This window comes from Bacteroidota bacterium (assembly GCA_039111535.1).
In the GTDB taxonomy this organism is placed as follows: Bacteria; Bacteroidota; Rhodothermia; order Rhodothermales; family JAHQVL01; genus JBCCIM01.
The window spans coordinates 1-15,557 of the sequence record JBCCIM010000038.1; the positions used below are offsets into that span (position 1 = coordinate 1).

The following is a 15,557-nucleotide window of genomic DNA, read 5'->3' on the forward strand; positions in this document are numbered from 1 at the left end:
AAACGCCGTTTTCATCGAGGTAGCCCGGTAGGCTGTGCCCATTGTTTTGAAGCGGACCGTACTGTCCAAAAATAACGTCTGCCGGATCGATGCGCTTGATCGAACGGAGCACTTTTACTTTTTCATCGCGGATGGCATCAGCCTCAAAAGCAGCCGGCGCTTCCATCGCCGTGATGGTTAGCAATTGGGTCAGGTGATTCTGTACCATATCGCGCAGGGCACCCGACTTGTCGTAGTAGCCGGCACGCGTACCCACACCGAGTTCTTCCGCCACCGTAATCTGGACATTCTTAACCCGGTCCCGATTCCATACAGATTCAAAGAGCGGATTGGCAAACCGGAAAGCGAGCAGGTTTTGGACCGTTTCTTTGCCGAGGTAATGGTCGATGCGATATACCTGCGACTCGTTGAAGTTGGCGTGGACCGTGCTGTTCAGGTCTTGCGCTGTTTTGAGGTCGTGGCCAAAAGGCTTTTCAATAACCAGCCGCGTCCAGCCGGCGCTTTCGTTGAGGTTTGCGTTGCCAAGTCCGTTGATGGTTGGTTTAAACGCAACTGGCGAAAGCGCGAGGTAAAACACGCGGTTACCAGACAGGTTGTTTTCTGCTTCGATCTGCTCGATTTTCTGACGGAGCTGTGCGAAGCTTTCTTCTGTCCCTTTGCCAATAGACTGGTAGTACATGCAGTTTTGCGCCCAGTCATTTGCGCTGCCATTGGCGCCGCTTACAAACTCGTGAATGGCATCGCTGGCAAAATCGCGGTACGATGCGTCGTCATAGTCTGTGCTACGGGCAACGCCGAGAATTTTGAATTGGTCGCCCAGTTCGTATTTGTTGGACAGGCGAAAGAGGGCCGGCAGCAGTTTGCGCCGCATCAGGTCGCCGGTTCCTCCAAAGACAATGAAAAGATGCGGTTCCACGTGCTCTGAATGCATGATCTCGCTTTGAGTTATGGGAGATGAATGGGATGCTAAAAGACCAAAAGGCGATGTGACCGGCCAGATAAAGCCAGATCACATCACCTCATGATCAGCCAGTATTAATCCTGTGCAGTTTTAATGCTGTGTCCACCAAATTTGTTACGCATGGCAGAGAGGAGTTTTTCGGTGTACCCTTCTTCTTCGCGCGAACGGAGGCGCTGGAGAAGTGCAAGGGTCATCACCGGTGCAGAAAGGTCCTGGTCGATAGCCTCCTGGACTGTCCAGCGGCCTTCACCTGAATCCGTTACGTAAGCAGCAATGCCGTCGAGGTCCGGATTTTCTTCGAGTGCTTCTGCAGTCAAGTCGAGTAGCCAGGAGCGAACCACGCTACCGTAACGCCAGATCTGGGCCACCTGACCGAGGTCAATGCCGTACTCTTCGCGTTTGCGCATGAGGGCAAAGCCTTCTGCGTAGGCCTGCATCATACCATACTCGATGCCGTTGTGGATCATTTTTACATAATGACCAGAGCCGATTGGACCAACGTGGCCCCAGCCTTTGTCGGCTGCGGGTGCCAGCGTTTCGAGGGCCGGCGCGACTTTAGCAACAGATTCTTCGCTACCGCCAACCATCATGCTGTAGCCTTCTTTGAGGCCCCAAACGCCGCCGCTCGTACCTACGTCTACAAAGCCAATACCTTTCGCTTCAACCGTTTCGCCGCGGCGCATGGTGTTGTGGAAGTTACTGTTGCCACCGTCAATGATCACATCACCAGGCGATAGCTTTTCAGACAGTGCCTGGACGGTGCTCTCTGTTGGTTTGCCAGCAGGTACCATAACCCACACAACGCGTGGAGCAGCAAGTTTTTCTACCACTTCGTCCAGGGTGCGCGCGCCCGTCGCGCCGGCTGATTCTGCTTGGGCAATGGCTTCTTCGTTGAGGTCGAATGCTACCACACTGTGGCCATCGTTGAGCAGGCGGACGGTCATGTTTGCGCCCATTTTGCCCAGGCCAATCATTGCAATTTGCATGGTTTTCTTTTTTAGCTCCATTATGTATGTGTTCTTTAGGGGTTGTAATCAATCAGGCAGCCAGTTCCGATGGTTTATTTACCATGCGCTCAACGAGCCCCGGCAATGCCTCGGGATCGTGGATAAGCTGCTCCGCAGGAATTAATTTGGCTTCTTCAAGCGTCTTCTTTGTAAATGGTGTACTAACGGCAATGACATGCATGCCGGCCGCGCGTGCAGCAGCTACACCCGAGACAGAATCTTCAAACACAAGACACGCTTCGGGGTTCACCTCAAGTGCGTTTGAAACGAGGTGATAAATTTCTGGGTCAGGTTTGCCTTGCTCAACATCATCTCTGGTCGCCGTAAAATCGAAACACTTGGTCAGGCCGAGTACTTCGAGCACCCGCGCTGCTTGCGGGCGATGCGACATCGTTGCGAGGCCGGTTTTGTAGCCGGCTGCCACTGCGTTATATAATTGTGCGATGTTGTGCGGCCACATGCTTTTTTGGATCACAAGCGGATCATCGATCATGCGTCCGTAAAAGCCAAGGCGAATATTTATAAATGCTTCAACAGCTGAGCCTGCTGCGTGTGCATCCATTTGCGATTTTGCAGCTTCTGCCAACTCAAATTGCGTCATCAATTGTGTAGCTACTTCCATCCTGGATCTGCCAACAACAGACTTGAACGCTTCGAGCACTTCTGATTCTACGATCCGTTCAGGTGCCAGGGCCTGCGCAGCTTTGGCATAGGAGAGGGCCTTCAGACGCTCTGTCTGCACCAGGGTCCCATCCAGGTCGAACAGAAATGCTTTTATGTGACTCATTTGCTCTTTGGCTGAAAACCCCTCAGTGCTACGCCCCATCGGAGAAGCGGCGCATTGCGGCTTTTGTTCGTTTAAAATTGCCGTGAGGCTGCTACAGCTTGTCGTTATATACTCAGACAATAAAAGTTGCGTAGAAGCTGTATTGCTCGGGTAGTTGTGCATACTACCTGTTACAGGACTACACGTGTATTGCTCAGAATTTCGACAAACAAAGCAACAACTTAAATAAGAAAATGCTATGCCGGGAGAAAGTTGGCGTAGGGCAAAAAAAGAAATATTTTATTGTTACCTGCGAAATTTTAAATTATTGGCATTCCCTGTGCATAGAAATGCGGGTTTAAAAGAATATCTATGTATAGCCCCGCTCCGATATAAACATAGCATACTGTTATGCAGAAAATAAGCTTGGTACTTGTCCTTCTTCTGGCTTTTGGATGTGATTCTGGAACGGATCCGGAAATGGAAGATCCGCCAATGCAGCCCCCTCCAGGCCGCGAGGTTCCAGTTGCGATTAAGGCAAATGAAGGCCGGCAACCAATTTCCAGGTACATTTATGGATCAAACCAGGATTTGAGCGACAACGATTTGTGGACGGTCCGACGGATTGGTGGCAACAGAATGACCGGGTATAACTGGGAGAACGATTATTCCAACGCCGGCAGCGACTGGATGCATTCCAGCGATACCTATATGTTGTCCATTTTTGGTCTGCAAGCAGGCAGTGAGCCAGGGCGCGTAATGACGACGTTTCACGACCGCTCGCTTGCTATTGGTGCAGAATCGATAATCACATTACAATTGGCCGGCTACGTTTCGGCAGATCAGGGCGGTACTGTCCCAGCCACACAAACAGCGCCTTCTGGCAGGTGGAAGCAGGTACAGGCAAGCAAAGGTGCCCCTTTTGCCGCAACGCCGGATCTGTCAGACGATATGGTGTATATGGACGAATTTGTGCAATTCATGGTTGATCGTTTTGGATCTGCCGCTACGGATCAGGGCGTACGCTGGTACTCGATGGACAATGAGCCCGGGCTCTGGTCTGAAACCCATCCGCGTATTCACCCTGAGCACCTGAATGCTGCAGACCTGGTAGATCGCTCCATAGAAATGGCACTGGCCGTGAAAGCGGTGGATCCGGATGCCCAAATTGTTGGGCCGGCTTTGTACGGATTTGCCGCTTTTGAGACCCTCCAGGGCGCACCCGACTGGGCGCAGGAGCAGCGGGGGCAGTGGTTCATCGACTACTACCTTGATCGGATGCGCGAAGCAGAGCAACAACATGGAATCCGACTGCTCGATGTGCTGGATGTACACTGGTACCCTGAAGCGCAGGGAGACAGTCGCATCACACTTAGCACCGCCCTGACTGCCAATGATGTGGAAGCCCGTTTGCAAGCGCCACGGACATTGTGGGATGGATCTTATGTAGAAAATAGCTGGATTGGCGAGTGGAAACAGGCTTACCTGCCCCTGCTGCCTACCCTCAAGGCCTCTATCGAGACATACTACCCCGGCACCGAACTGGCGATCACTGAATACAATTATGGCGCTTCAGCTTCTGTTTCGGGCGGGTTGGCCAACGCTGATGTGCTTGGTGTATTTGGCGAGCAAGACGTTCATCTCGCAACGCTGTGGCAACTCGAAGACAATAACACATACGTCAGCTCGGCTTTCAACCTGTATCGTAACTACGATGGCCAACTGAGCACGTATGGTGATACGCGGATAGCTGTTGACCTGGCGGACAAAACGGAACAGTCTGTCTATGCTTCCATCCATGGTGATGATGCGTCACAGCTGCATATTATTGCGATAAACAAAAATCCAACAGAAAACGCCACCTTCACGTTTGATATAGCTGCTGATGCTTCTTTTGATGAGGCAGATGTTTACTATTTCAACGCAACGAGCCCACTTATCCAGGCACAGCGGGATGTTGCTGTTGGTGCAAATAATCAGCTTACCTACACCGTGCCGGCGTTGACAGCTGCACACTTTGTTGTGAAATAAGCTGGTAGATCTGGTTTTGCGGCGGCAATATCCTGTTATACGGTCCTTATTAGGGATATTTGCACCATGAATGCTTGCAGGTTTAGGTAACAGGTGTCATATTTAGACACCCCGTTACCTTCGCAAGTTAACCATGATTCACCACGTCACACCACATTTGCAGGGTGTATACCGCGCTGCTTTAGCGCTTGTTGTTTTGGTTGCGCTGCCTGCTTCAATTGCGTTTGCACAATATGAGCCGCCGGCAGATTGGGCGATTCATGATAAAAATCGCCCCCAACCTAGCGTAATCGATACAGGCATCGGCGTACAGATGCCCGCCCTGCCGCCTGCTGATGCGGTTGTGCTTTTTGACGGAACAGACCTGCAGGCTTGGGAAAGCAGCTCTGGAGAAGCTGCGGGCTGGAAAGTGGACAATGGATACATCGAAATTGTGCCCGGAGCCGGCGGGATCCAAACCCGCGATAGCTTTGGTGATGTACAATTGCATCTTGAGTGGGCTTCCCCCAATCCCCCCAAAGGCGAAGGCCAGGATAATGGCAATAGTGGCGTGATTCTGATGGGACTGTATGAGGTGCAAATCCTCAATTCTTATGAAAACCAGACGTACCCGGATGGACAAGCGGCAGCTGTATATGGTCAATATCCCCCGCTCGTAAATGCGTCTCGTCCTCCGGGAGAATGGCAGGTATACGACATTATTTTTCGCGCACCCCGTTTTGCGCCCGACGGAAGTTTGCAGCAGCCTGCTACCCTCACCGTGTTGCACAATGGTGTGCTGGTACAAAATCATGTGCCGCTTACGGGTCCTACGGGTCATCATAACCGGCCCGCTTACAAAACACACCCCCATGCATTACCCATTTCTATTCAGGACCACGACCACCCCGTCCGGTTTAGAAATATCTGGCTCCGAACCCTTTAGGTAGACACCCTCTGGCCTCGGGTGTTCATTCCATGTAACGTTTAGTATAGCGATATGTCCTGGTTTGCAAAAAACAAGATGCTGGTGATTACCCTGTTTGCGTTACTCGTAGCAGGGAGTTTGTGGTGGATTAGTCCGCCCGCATGGCTTGCGGGCGACGGGCATGCAATATCTTATAATAAAGATGTAAGACCGATTCTAAATGACAAATGCCTGGCCTGTCATGGAGGGGTGCGACAGGCGGGTGGATTTAGCCTGCTTTTTGCAGAAGAGGCGCTCCGGCCAAACGAGTCGGGGAAGCCGGCATTTATCGCGGGCGCGCCAGATGAAAGCGAACTCATTCGCCGTGTGCGTCACACTGATCCGGAAGAGCGTATGCCGCTGGATCACCCTGCGTTAGAAGAACACGAAATAGAGATTCTGGAGGCGTGGATTGCTGAAGGGGCTGCCTGGGAAACCCATTGGGCCTACGTAGCGCCTGAAGAAAAGCAGCTACCCAAAAATCGAAATCGTCAGTGGGCCAAAAATGGGATTGATCGTTTTGTGCTGTCTGGCCTGGAAGCGGCGGGGTTGCAGCCGGCGCCAGAGGCAACCTGTACTACACTGATGCGGCGCGCTTCGCTCGATTTGACGGGCCTTCCGCCGGCGCCCGAAGCCGTTGATACCTTTTGTGCAGATCTATCTGAGAACGCGTATGAAAAAGTTGTAGACGAACTCCTCGCCTCACCTCGTTTTGGCGAACGGTGGGCCGCCATGTGGTTGGATCTTGCGCGGTATGCAGATTCAAAAGGATATGAAAAAGATGGCCCGCGAACCATCTGGAAGTACCGGGATTGGGTTATTCAAGCGTTCAACCGCGATTTGCCTTTTGATACGTTTACCGTCGAGCAGCTAGCCGGCGACTTACTGCCCAATCCAACTGAAGATCAACTCATCGCCACCGCGTTTCATCGGAATACAATGAACAACGACGAAGGCGGCACAGATGATGAAGAATTTCGGATGGCTTCTGTCATCGACAGAACGAATACCACCTGGGAAGTTTGGATGGGTACCACGATGGCCTGTGTGCAGTGCCACAGTCACCCCTACGATCCGTTTACCCAGCAGGAGTATTACGAATTCCTGGCGTTCTTCAACAACACGGCAGATCAGGATACGCCGGATGAATCGCCCACGCTTAAAACCTATGCTGATTCGAACCGTGCTGATGTTGAAGCGCTCGTTTCATGGCTGGCAAAGCAGCAAAACCTGGAGATTGCGCACCACGCGTTAGGGATCCAGGTTGATACCCTTTTGTCTGTTGTTGATGTTGCGGCGCTGCCGGCGCTGCAAGAGAAAGTAGAGAGTCTCACCAATATCCAGCCTGAATCACGCACCCCGATCTACCAGGAAATAACAGGTGCCGGTCTTCGCGATACCCGTGTGTTGAATCGGGGGAATTTCCTTGATCCGCTTGAAGTTGTAGCGCCCGGCACGCCTGCGGTAATGCCTGCATTCCCTGCTGATGCGCCGCGCAATCGTTTATCGCTGGCCAAGTGGATTGTAGATGGAGACAACCCCCTGACGGCCAGGGTGATGGTTAACCGGTTTTGGGAGCAGCTGTTTGGGATAGGGATTATTGAGACAACGGAAGATTTTGGTACGCAGAGCCTCGCCGCGAGTGATCCTGAACTGCTGGATTGGCTGGCATTGCAATTTTCCAGGACCCACAACTGGCGTGTAAAAGCCTTCTTGAAAGAAATAGTTATGTCGGCTACCTACCGGCAAGCATTCGACGGCGCATTAGAAAAGTTGGCAATAGATCCCAACAATCGGTTATTCTCGCGTGGCCCCAGGATCCGCTTGTCTGCTGAGCAAATCCGCGACCAGGCCCTGGCTGTCAGTGGCTTGTTGAGCGACAAAATGTATGGCCCCAGCGTCTATCCATACCAGCCGGCAGGTATTTGGAATGCACCGTATAGCAGCATGACGTGGGAAGTCAGTGAAGGCGAGGACCGGCACCGTCGGGGTTTATATACCTACTGGCGCCGCTCTGCACCCTATCCGAGTATGATGGCTTTTGACAGCCCAAGTCGGGAGCTCTGCGTATCGCGTCGGATTACGACGAATACACCATTACAGGCATTGGTTACGTTGAATGATCCTGTCTTTGTTGAAGCTGCGGAAGCGCTGGCGTTGCGGGTGCTGGAAGAGGGCATCGAAGCATTGGATGGGCAGTTGATTCGTGCATTTAAACTTGCCCTTGTTCGCGATCCTGTGCCAGCTGAACTGGCTGCACTGCGAACGCTATACAGGGAGGCCTATTTTGAGGCCCAGGATCGTGGCGGGAATGACGTTATGCGGGGCAACACACCGGCTATTGCAAGTTCCACGGTAGCAGCGCCGGCTGCGTTGGTTGCAGATCCACAGGTTGCCGCTTTTACGGTTGTTGCCAATGCGATTCTCAACCTCGATGAGTTCATCATGAAAGGTTAAATTGTTGGTTTTACCCCTTTTTGAGCACTATTAATCAGGAAACAGCATGAGTCTGGCGAAAGAAGCGCAACAGGAACGATTGCGCTACATCACACGACGCCATTTTTTACGGAATTGCACAACAGGGCTGGGTGCAGCTGCACTCAGTTCGATGTTGGGCGGTTCGTTGATGGGATGTGGTCCTGCAGCTACGCCTGTTGCAGCTGCCGGCCGAAATACCCCCCTGGGCGTATTACCCGCTCATTTCCCGGCCAGGGCAAAGCATGTGATTTTCCTCCACATGGCCGGTGCACCTTCTCAGCTTGAGCTGTTCGACTACAAGCCGGATTTGGCAAAACTACACGGACAACAGTGTCCTGAGTCGTTGCTGGAAGGCAAGCGGTTTGCATTTATCAAGGGCGTACCGAAAATGCTGGGGCCACAGGCAACGTTCAAGCAGCACGGTGAGTCGGGTGCGTGGATTTCGAATCGGTTGCCACACCTGGCAACCCAGGCTGACAAACTGACTTTCCTGAAAGCGCTGCATACGGATGAATTTAACCACGCGCCGGCGCAGCTCTTGTTACACTCTGGTTCGCCACGCCTCGGCCGTCCAAGTATGGGGTCATGGGTGTGCTATGGGTTGGGGACGGAAAATGAAAACCTGCCTGGCTTTGTGGTGCTCGTGTCTGGGGAAAATGAACCAAGTGCTGGCAAAAGTGCCTGGGGTAGCGGATTTCTACCGACGGTATATCAGGGTGTGCAATGCCGTTCGGAAGGGGATCCGGTATTGTACCTATCTGATCCTAATGGCATGAGTCGCGACCTGCGCCGGCAATCTATCAGTACCATCAATAAAATTAACGAAATCCAGCACGCTGATGTAGGAGACCCTGAAATACTGTCGCGGATAGCCCAGTACGAAATGGCGTTCAAAATGCAAATGTCTGTGCCTGAAGCCATGGATTTTTCAACAGAACCTGACTACATCCACACCATGTATGGTACCGAGCCGGGGAAATCCTCGTATGCAAACAATTGCCTGCTTGCCCGGAGACTGGTTGAACGTGGGGTGCGCTTTGTGCAGCTTTTCCATTGGGGATGGGATGCACACGGTGCCGGGAAAGATGAAGGGCTCCTGCATGGTTTTGTACAGCGCTGCCAAGAAACAGACCAGGCGACCACGGCTTTGCTTACCGACCTCGAACAACGCGGATTACTTGAAGACACTATCATTGTTTGGGGGGGCGAATTTGGACGGACACCGATGCTGGAAAACCGCACGGGTACCGACAACCCTTATGTGGGACGCGACCATCAAGGCGATGCATTTACGATGTGGATGGCCGGCGGCGGGTTAAAAGCCGGCTATACGCACGGTGAAACCGATGAAATTGGCTACTCCGGTGTAAGCGGACGCGCGCACGTACACGACTTGCAAGCAACCATCTTACATCAATTAGGCATGGACCACGAACAACTAACTTACCACTTTCAAGGCCGAGATTTCCGGCTCACCGATGTAAGCGGAAAAGTTATAAATGAAATCATTGCTTGAGAAAAAACGAGGTTAAACCATGAGACTGCCCCTGTTAATTGCTCTAATGGCGCTTTTTACCGGATGCAGCGCAGAGAAATCTGCCATGAAAGAGGCATTGGATAACGGTGAGGTTTATGCATTTAAAAATGTTCACGTGGTTCCGATGGACGCGGAACGTATAATGGAAAATCAGACGGTGCTGGTGGTTGGTGATCGTATTCATTCCATTTCAGATGCGGCATCGGCCAAAATCCCTGATGGTGCGCAAACCATCGCCGGCGATGGCAAATACCTCATGCCCGGACTTGCCGAGATGCATGGTCATATCCCCCCGCCTAACCAGTCAGATGCATACATTGCATCCGTCTTGTTTATGTACGTTGCTAATGGCATAACAACAGTGCGGGGGATGCTCGGCCATGACGGGCAACTCGCTATCAAAGCCCGCGCAAATGCCAGCGAAATCATTTCCCCAACCCTGTATCTGGCCGGCCCAAGTTTTAATGGGGGATCTGTCAACTCGCCCGAAGAAGCTGTCGAGAAAGTGAAGCTTCAGAAAGCGGAAGGATGGGATCTGCTCAAAGTGCACCCGGGCCTCACCCGTGAAGAATTTGATGCCATGGCAGAGACCGCCAACGAACTCGACATTCGCTTCGGCGGCCACGTGCCGGCTGAGGTTGGGCTGGCACACGCAATAGCAATGGGACAGGAGACCTTCGACCATTTGGATGGCTATGCGATTCACGTAGACGGTACCAATAAGCCGGCATCCGATGAAGCCATTGCTGAAGTAGTAAAGCTTACTGTTGATTCTGGGGCGTGGGTTGTACCCACAATGGTGCTATGGGAGCACCTGTATGGGGTTACACCGATGGAAGCAGTGAGTGACTTGCCAGAACTAAAATATATGCCCCGGCAAATCGTCGCCAGTTGGATGAACTCCCACCGGAGCCGGCTCGCGAACCCCGGCCTGGATCTTGTTACATCCGGTCACCGGATTGAAAATCGTAACAGGATTCTGCGCGCCCTAAATGAAGGGGGTGCCCGTATTTTAATGGGTACAGATGCGCCGCAACAGTTCAGTGTGCCAGGCTTTTCAATCCACATCGAGTTGGCGCGGATGGCGGATGCCGGGATGTCACCCTTTGAGATTTTTCGAACCGGTTCAGTTTACGTGGGTGACTATTTCAAAGAACAGGATACGTTTGGTCTTGTGGCCGCAGGACATCGGGCTGATCTGGTGTTGCTGGATAAGAACCCCCTTGAAAACGTAGGCAATTTGAAGGCGCCAGCCGGCGTTATGACGCGAGGTAGATGGCTCTCTGCAGAAGACATTGAAGCTGAACTCTCAAGCATCGCCGCACGTGTTCGCGGTTAAGCCTGATTATAATCTTTCAGCAAACGGCCTTTTCTGGTAAGAACCGGGTAGTATACATTCTGCCTGGTTCTGCCAGAAATTATTGATCTAAATACTGCAAGCTGTCTCCAAAAAGAGGGCATTTAAATATCCGGTTACGGTACGTATCCTACGCCCATATCTCTGTCATTGTAATTATAACAGCTTTAGTCGATATAATATAAAAGTGTGCTGTCATGCCAGACATTATGCACAGGGAAAGCCAGCGCGCGTTGCTACTGGTTGCCTTTTTTGCTCATGACCAGCACGGCATCGCATAATAGTTTTTTATCCGTATTGATTGTAGCCCCGTAAGGGGTACGTATCGCATCACATTACTGATAGCGTGAGCATTTCTGAGTCATCCACACAACAGGAATTTATAAACAACCCGAATTGTAGCGTATCGGTCGACGAACGTGGTGATTTACTTTGTGCCACTTCAGGCCGATTTGTAACAATTGTATTGTTTGTTGTGGGCATGCTGTTCATTTATGCCAGCATCGTAATTATCGGTTGGGAGTTGCCAAGTGGGAGAATACACTCCTCCACCCTGTTGTCTGGCACCTTTGTTTTTCTATTGGGCATTCTGTGTCAGTGGCGTAGTTATCGCCGGCAAAAGGAGATGGGTAACTTTGAGATTAGCGTGTCTGCGCAAGTAATACGAAAGCAGGGAAAGCAAACTGGATATCCTTTTGACTATATCACGCGATTAAGAATAACTAGAAACTGGACAGCAATGGCCCGTATTCAGCATATACTGCCTATTCCCGTTTGGCTGTTTATACATTTCAAAAACGGTCATAGAATCAGGGTAGCAACGGGTCGGCGAGATGAAGTGATGGAATTACTAAAGTGGATGCGGGCCGCCGACATACCGTGTGTTGATTGGGTGTAATAGATGTAGTGCTCATTAAGCACGCGTAGGTAAATACCATGCATGTACAATGGTTTGCACATTTACCCGGTGTACAGCTTGCACCCGGACGGTCGTCATATGAAGTGATTGATGGTCGGGTGACTTACCTGTATTTTGGTGAGTGGTGTGAACTCGACCCCTCATTTCCTGAGAGCGAAGACAAGTTTAACGATGCACGCCCGGTGTTTTACATCGGCGAAGCTGAACTGGAAGGCGACCTCAAAAGCGTCCTTAAACAGGTGGGTGAGCGGCTTGGCCGTTTTTATCTTGCCTTGCTGCTTGATGCGCGCGTGCCGCTGATCCCTGATCCCCAGCTTTCTGTGCACTACGTGCGGGTGAATTTAAAAGCCGGCGTGGCCACGTATCGTCTCGTTGGGCCTTTTGAACGCGAATGGATATTGTACGGCAATCGAACGGACTACGAGTTTGACGAAGTGGCATTTCAAGCACTACAGGTAGCTTACGACCTTTTGCCGGCCCAGGGGGCATTGCACGAGGCCGGATATTTTCCTGGTGTTGAAGCCGGCCTGGAAACCCTCATTCGAACAGCTCGCCCGGACGCCTGGTGGGACCAGCAGAGCGTGCATCATGTGAACGACTTTATTCACTGCACGTCTGCCCTTGAGAACCTATTGGTGCTGGATTCTGCTGAGGAGCAGGCACCTGATCCCGTTGCTGCTTTTGGCCAGCACGCCGCTGCCCTTGTCAGCCCTACCCACAGCGGCGTTGCAGGGTTGGCACAGTCGTATGCCGGCCTTTATCGGCTTCGCACAAACTTGCTCCATGGCCAGATGACGATGGCAGACCTGAGCAGTGGAGACCAGCAAGCTTTACGACTCGGGAGGATGTTGTTACGGGAGGTTTTACTCAAAGCACTGGCATTGAATGTTGGGCGGTCTGGTTCGGAGACCCTTGCCGGTTTGCTAAAACGCGCGTATGAAGATGGCACATATCACGAGATACTGCACGAACAACTTCGGCAAGCTGAGGTGATGGCATGACGCAGCGGCCTCCCAACATATTGTATGGCTATTTCCCCCTTTGGGGCGCCAAAATGGATAGCCAGGATGTAGGTATGATTGGCGGGACAGTCCGTGTAATGATTCCTTACAAGGAGGAGTGGCGATTATTGCAGAAGTCGGAGGCCTGGCTGGAGCGATTTCAGCAAGTACTCGATAATTTTGGAGAGGAAGATGCACCACTGATGGGGCCGGAACCACCGCCCTGCCTGGTACTTGCAATGCCCCTGGTGTCTGATGAGCCTTTTATCGAAGGTGTCGAGCGGTTGAAAGATGACATGATCGAACACGCGCGCAATGCAATCCTTGCGTTGCGATTGTTCAAGCCAGGATGGTTTATTGATCCTGAAATGGCAGAATGTGCGTTTGTGCAAAAGCCCAGCATTATTCGCTTGCCTGGTCCCTATCGTCAGGTATTTATGGAGTCGGTGCCAGAAGGATTACCGTCGCCATATCCGCTACGGTTGAATGAGCTATCTTCGCACAAAGGCGCACCGTCTGCATTGTCAAGCTTGTGGAATCTCATTGAGCAATACAACCACATCGCTCACCATACGACAGCTGATATAGCGATAGAGAATTTTAACCAGTCGTATGGTTTTCAGTTGAAAGGAACGCAGCGCGCAGCATTTCTTTTTACCGCGCTTGATACCCTGCTGGGCGGAATTAATGCGGCGAAAATAGGCCGTCTCAAACTCAATAGTCCTTTTCGGGAGCGTGTTTATGCCGCTCTGGATGCTGTAGCCGGTGCCTGGCAAGGCTCAGATGCCACGCCAACGGAACTGGCGCAATGGATCAACACCGCAGGCCGCCGTATGCAGCATATCATTGCGCGTAACGGTGCGCAGGAAATTGCAGTTGAGGCAGATGGCGGATGGGCATACATGCAAATGATTGTGCGCGTGTTACTCCGGCAATACATAGAATTCAGCGTACGTTGGTTCAAAAACCCCAACGCAATCCAAAAACGCCTCGGGCTACCTGCCGACGTACCGCCGGTTATTGGGTATAACCTCGCCCTTGAACTCAAAACTAAACAGCGGGCCAATCTGGACGATTTGCTTGGCTTTGATATTTCCCGCCTGTACACCGAATAATTGACTCAAGCAAACAGTTCAAGCAAGGGTTCGCCCTGCCCATCAGGTGTTGTATACACGGGCCGGCCCTCTACCTCGTAGTTGGTCTCCGGGGGAATGCCCAACGCGTGATAGAGCGTCTGGTGAATGTTTTCGATGTAGATAGGTGCACCAATGGTTTTGCATGGACGTTCCGCAGCCGTTTCACCAAAAGCAAACCCTTGTTTGATACCCCCGCCAAACATGAGCATTGAGCATCCATCCGTAAAGTGCCGGTGCATCCCGTAGTTTTTCATGCTTTCCAGCTTGTCGGGTACGGGCACCTGATCTCGTACGTGTTTACCTGGCCGGCCTTCCTGGATCATGTCGCGGCTGAACTCACTTGCCAGGATTATGAGTGTCCGATCCAGATGGCCACTGGCTTCGAGGTCGCGAACCAATTGCGCGATGGGCCTGTCGATCAGTGCTTTCATCCCAGCAAGGCGCGTGTGCCCATTTTCGTGGGTATCCCAGCCAATAAATGGTTCATATTCCGTAGTAACGCTGATAAACCGGGCCCCCTCCTGTACGAGGCGTTTGGCAAGCAGGCACCCTAACCCAAATCTGCCTGTGTTGTAGGTGTTGAAACTGTCTTCGGGTTCCTGTTGCAGATCAAAAGCACGCGCCTCGGGGGAATGGAGCAGCCGGTATGCTTGCTCCATGGAATTTAATAAAGACTCTTTTTGGTAGTCACTTCCGCGCTCACCCATTGGGCTTTTCTTGACCAGCTCTCGGTACAATTGATTGCGGCGTTCAAACCTGTTAATGTCCATCCCGATGGGAGGGCGCACACTGTCAAGTCCGCTTGAAGGATCGGGGATGAGGAAGGGGCCATATTCGCTGCCGAGGAAGCCAGCAGTATGGAAGGCCTTGAGTTCTTCCGATTCACCTACCGTAAACCGTTGCCCGATGTTGATGAAAGGCGGTATTGCTGGATTCACCGGCCCCAGTTCGCGTGCGATCCAGGAGCCAATATGCGGTAGTTGCACCGATTGTGGCGGTTCATAACACGTGTGCCAGTGGTACTGATGGCGTGAATGCAAAATAAAACCAAGGTCAGCGGCCCTGTAATTTCTGATCACGGTCCCGCGATCCATGACGGATCCGATTTCCTGCAAGCCTTCGGAAAACGAAATACCATCAACAACTGTGGGGTGCGAGGGGAAGGTGCTTAGAATCCGCTGGGCTTCGATCCCTTTTTCGAATGGCGTATAAGCTTTGGGATCAAACGTTTCTGTATGCGCCATGCCACCCGCCATCCACAGCAGAATGACGGCGTCTGCAGAAGCTGGGCGTGCAACTGCAGCGTTGCATCCACTCAAAAACGTTGCAGCAGGTAGGCTGACGGCCATTGCCGCAGCGCTGGCTGCCTGCATCTGCTTTATAAACTCGCGTCGTGTTCGCATGGTTGTGAACGGTAG

Annotated in this window: 12 protein-coding genes; 8 read left to right on the forward strand and 4 right to left on the reverse strand. The window is 52.0% G+C overall.

What is annotated here, in order from left to right; all coding sequences use genetic code 11:
* From AAF564_08315 to AAF564_08325, 3 genes are all read right to left on the reverse strand, one after another.
* Positions 1 to 916, reverse strand: a 916-nt coding sequence (locus AAF564_08315; GenBank protein MEM8485541.1) for a glucose-6-phosphate dehydrogenase, incomplete at its 3' end; no start/stop codon positions are given.
* Between the two features lie 119 nt (positions 917 to 1,035).
* Complete coding sequence (gnd, locus tag AAF564_08320) at positions 1,036 to 1,947, reverse strand: phosphogluconate dehydrogenase (NAD(+)-dependent, decarboxylating) (GenBank protein MEM8485542.1); 912 nt, start codon at positions 1,945 to 1,947, stop codon at positions 1,036 to 1,038.
* Between the two features lie 52 nt (positions 1,948 to 1,999).
* Positions 2,000 to 2,755: an HAD family phosphatase gene (locus tag AAF564_08325; GenBank protein ID MEM8485543.1), complete on the reverse strand. Its 756-nt coding sequence runs from the start codon at positions 2,753 to 2,755 to the stop codon at positions 2,000 to 2,002.
* Between the two features lie 390 nt (positions 2,756 to 3,145).
* Here AAF564_08325 and AAF564_08330 point away from each other — a divergent pair, with 390 nt between their 5' ends.
* From AAF564_08330 to AAF564_08365, 8 genes are all read left to right on the forward strand, one after another.
* Positions 3,146 to 4,765, forward strand: a complete 1,620-nt coding sequence (locus AAF564_08330) for a glycoside hydrolase family 44 protein (GenBank protein MEM8485544.1) — start codon at positions 3,146 to 3,148, stop codon at positions 4,763 to 4,765.
* A gap of 133 nt (positions 4,766 to 4,898) precedes the next feature.
* Positions 4,899 to 5,690, forward strand: a complete 792-nt coding sequence (locus AAF564_08335; GenBank protein MEM8485545.1) for a DUF1080 domain-containing protein — start codon at positions 4,899 to 4,901, stop codon at positions 5,688 to 5,690.
* A gap of 54 nt (positions 5,691 to 5,744) precedes the next feature.
* Positions 5,745 to 8,168, forward strand: a complete 2,424-nt coding sequence (locus tag AAF564_08340; GenBank protein MEM8485546.1) for a PSD1 and planctomycete cytochrome C domain-containing protein — start codon at positions 5,745 to 5,747, stop codon at positions 8,166 to 8,168.
* A 46-nt stretch (positions 8,169 to 8,214) separates the two neighbouring features.
* Positions 8,215 to 9,705: a DUF1501 domain-containing protein gene (locus AAF564_08345; GenBank protein ID MEM8485547.1), complete on the forward strand. Its 1,491-nt coding sequence runs from the start codon at positions 8,215 to 8,217 to the stop codon at positions 9,703 to 9,705.
* Positions 9,706 to 9,724: 19 nt separating this feature from the next.
* Positions 9,725 to 11,065, forward strand: coding sequence for an amidohydrolase family protein (locus tag AAF564_08350; protein MEM8485548.1), 1,341 nt, complete (start codon positions 9,725 to 9,727; stop codon positions 11,063 to 11,065).
* Between the two features lie 364 nt (positions 11,066 to 11,429).
* The gene (locus AAF564_08355) at positions 11,430 to 11,981 is read left to right on the forward strand and encodes a hypothetical protein (protein ID MEM8485549.1); all 552 of its coding nucleotides are present in this window, start codon (positions 11,430 to 11,432) and stop codon (positions 11,979 to 11,981) included.
* A 38-nt stretch (positions 11,982 to 12,019) separates the two neighbouring features.
* On the forward strand, positions 12,020 to 13,003 hold the full coding sequence (locus tag AAF564_08360; GenBank protein MEM8485550.1) for a hypothetical protein: 984 nt from the start codon (positions 12,020 to 12,022) through the stop codon (positions 13,001 to 13,003).
* Positions 13,000 to 14,118 (forward strand): hypothetical protein, encoded by a 1,119-nt coding sequence (locus AAF564_08365; GenBank protein ID MEM8485551.1) that lies wholly within the window; start codon positions 13,000 to 13,002, stop codon positions 14,116 to 14,118. The genes AAF564_08360 and AAF564_08365 overlap by 4 nt, the downstream gene beginning before the upstream one ends.
* 5 nt (positions 14,119 to 14,123) lie before the next feature.
* Here the strand turns inward: AAF564_08365 and AAF564_08370 are convergent, their stop codons facing one another.
* The gene (locus AAF564_08370; protein MEM8485552.1) at positions 14,124 to 15,542 is read right to left on the reverse strand and encodes a DUF1501 domain-containing protein; all 1,419 of its coding nucleotides are present in this window, start codon (positions 15,540 to 15,542) and stop codon (positions 14,124 to 14,126) included.
* Positions 15,543 to 15,557 lie beyond the last annotated feature (15 nt).

Excerpts from the sequence above, each read along its gene's own strand:
- gnd (MEM8485542.1), bottom strand. The coding sequence starts at position 1,947 with ATGCAAATTGCAATGATTGGCCTGGGCAAAATGGGCGCAAACATGACC.
- AAF564_08325 (MEM8485543.1), bottom strand. The coding sequence starts at position 2,755 with ATGAGTCACATAAAAGCATTTCTGTTCGACCTGGATGGGACCCTGGTG.
- AAF564_08330 (MEM8485544.1), top strand. The coding sequence starts at position 3,146 with ATGCAGAAAATAAGCTTGGTACTTGTCCTTCTTCTGGCTTTTGGATGT.
- AAF564_08335 (MEM8485545.1), top strand. The coding sequence starts at position 4,899 with ATGATTCACCACGTCACACCACATTTGCAGGGTGTATACCGCGCTGCT.
- AAF564_08340 (MEM8485546.1), top strand. The coding sequence starts at position 5,745 with ATGTCCTGGTTTGCAAAAAACAAGATGCTGGTGATTACCCTGTTTGCG.
- AAF564_08345 (MEM8485547.1), top strand. The coding sequence starts at position 8,215 with ATGAGTCTGGCGAAAGAAGCGCAACAGGAACGATTGCGCTACATCACA.
- AAF564_08350 (MEM8485548.1), top strand. The coding sequence starts at position 9,725 with ATGAGACTGCCCCTGTTAATTGCTCTAATGGCGCTTTTTACCGGATGC.
- AAF564_08360 (MEM8485550.1), top strand. The coding sequence starts at position 12,020 with ATGCATGTACAATGGTTTGCACATTTACCCGGTGTACAGCTTGCACCC.
- AAF564_08365 (MEM8485551.1), top strand. The coding sequence starts at position 13,000 with ATGACGCAGCGGCCTCCCAACATATTGTATGGCTATTTCCCCCTTTGG.
- AAF564_08370 (MEM8485552.1), bottom strand. The coding sequence starts at position 15,542 with ATGCGAACACGACGCGAGTTTATAAAGCAGATGCAGGCAGCCAGCGCT.